This window comes from Psychrobacter sp. 1U2, from assembly GCF_051847575.1.
This window is the reverse complement of the sequence record NZ_JBPYDC010000199.1, coordinates 1-1449: the sequence shown is the minus strand read 5'-3', so window position 1 is coordinate 1449 and position 1449 is coordinate 1. Positions and strand designations below refer to the sequence as shown.

Here is a 1449-nt window from a genome sequence, read left to right as displayed (position 1 = left end):
TTGAGATTCAAGACCATACTCACATTGGTGAGACGCTCAGTATGCTTGATTTTGAAGCCGCAGCGAAGCTTACTGGTAGCCGCTTTAATGTATTAAAAGGTCAGTTGGCACAGCTTCACCGTGCCTTGATTCAATTTATGCTCAATACGCATACCATTAAGTACGGCTATACAGAAACGTATGTGCCTTATATTGTCAACTCTGAGAGCCTGACTGGCACCGGTCAGTTGCCAAAGTTTGAAGATGATTTGTTTAAATTGACCAATCATACCAATAATGATGAGATGGATTTTTATCTCATTCCAACGGCGGAAGTACCGATGACCAACTTGGTACGCGGCGAGCGTTTAGATATCAAAGAGCTACCGCTTAAGTTCACCGCGCATACGCCTTGTTTTCGTAGTGAAGCCGGCTCACACGGCCGCGATACTCGTGGTCTTATCCGTCAACATCAGTTTGAGAAAGTTGAGATGGTCAATATTGCCTCAGCTGAGCAATCTGATGAGCTATTAGAGGCGATGACGGGACAAGCTGAGTATGTTTTGCAGCAGCTTAACTTACCATATCGCACGGTCAAATTGTGTACTGGCGATATGGGCTTTGCCGCGCAAAAGACTTATGACATCGAAGTATGGTTACCAAGTCAAGAGACCTATCGTGAAATCTCAAGTTGCTCTAACTGCGGTGATTTCCAAGCACGCCGTATGGGCACGCGGGTCAAAGACGGCAAGCAGACCAGTCTTGCGCATACGTTAAATGGCTCAGGTTTGGCAGTCGGCCGTACCTTACTTGCGGTGATGGAAAATCATCAAAATGCGGATGGTAGTATCACTATTCCAGAAGTATTGCGTCCGTTTATGGGCGGTGCTGAGACTATATCAGCTTAATAAATGTTTTACTGTAGTAATGGCAAGTTAGCATGATAACTTGTCATTTATTACTTTTAGCCGATTGTTAAAGGTTGTTTGACAAAACCAATATAAGCCATAAGTTAAATACGAACGTTTTTATGATGCCGTCTTTGGCTTGGCTCATGGCAAATATGTTAATATTGCACCTTAATTAAATACCTTATTAGCAAGAGCGTTTATCGCGCTTTTATTTCATTGTTCAATCGATTTTCCTCTTATCCTCCATACTTCTCATTCGAATATTAGGACACTCTATGCCCACCCCAATTAACGAACGTAAATTAGCCAATGCCATCCGTGTACTCTCATTTGATGCGGTTCAAAAAGCCAACTCTGGACACCCAGGCGCGCCGATGGGTATGGCTGATATTGCTGAAGTTCTGTGGCGCAAATTTTTAAAGCACAATCCTGCTGACCCGCAATGGCACAACCGCGATCGCTTTGTGTTATCGAACGGCCATGGCTCGATGCTTATTTACTCGTTACTACATTTATCAGGTTATGATGTTAGCGTTGACGACTTAAAAGGCTTTCGTCA

The 1449-nt window shown here is 43.6% G+C and carries 1 protein-coding gene and 1 pseudogene; both read left to right on the top strand.

All coding sequences use genetic code 11. The annotated features are described in order from the left end of the window. Positions 1-887, top strand: an 887-nt coding sequence (serS, locus tag ACS8FD_RS14445; RefSeq protein WP_439276366.1) for a serine--tRNA ligase, incomplete at its 5' end; no start/stop codon positions are given. 278 nt (positions 888-1165) lie between these two features. Next, positions 1166-1449 (top strand): annotated as a pseudogene (locus tag ACS8FD_RS14440) (transketolase); the annotation flags it as partial.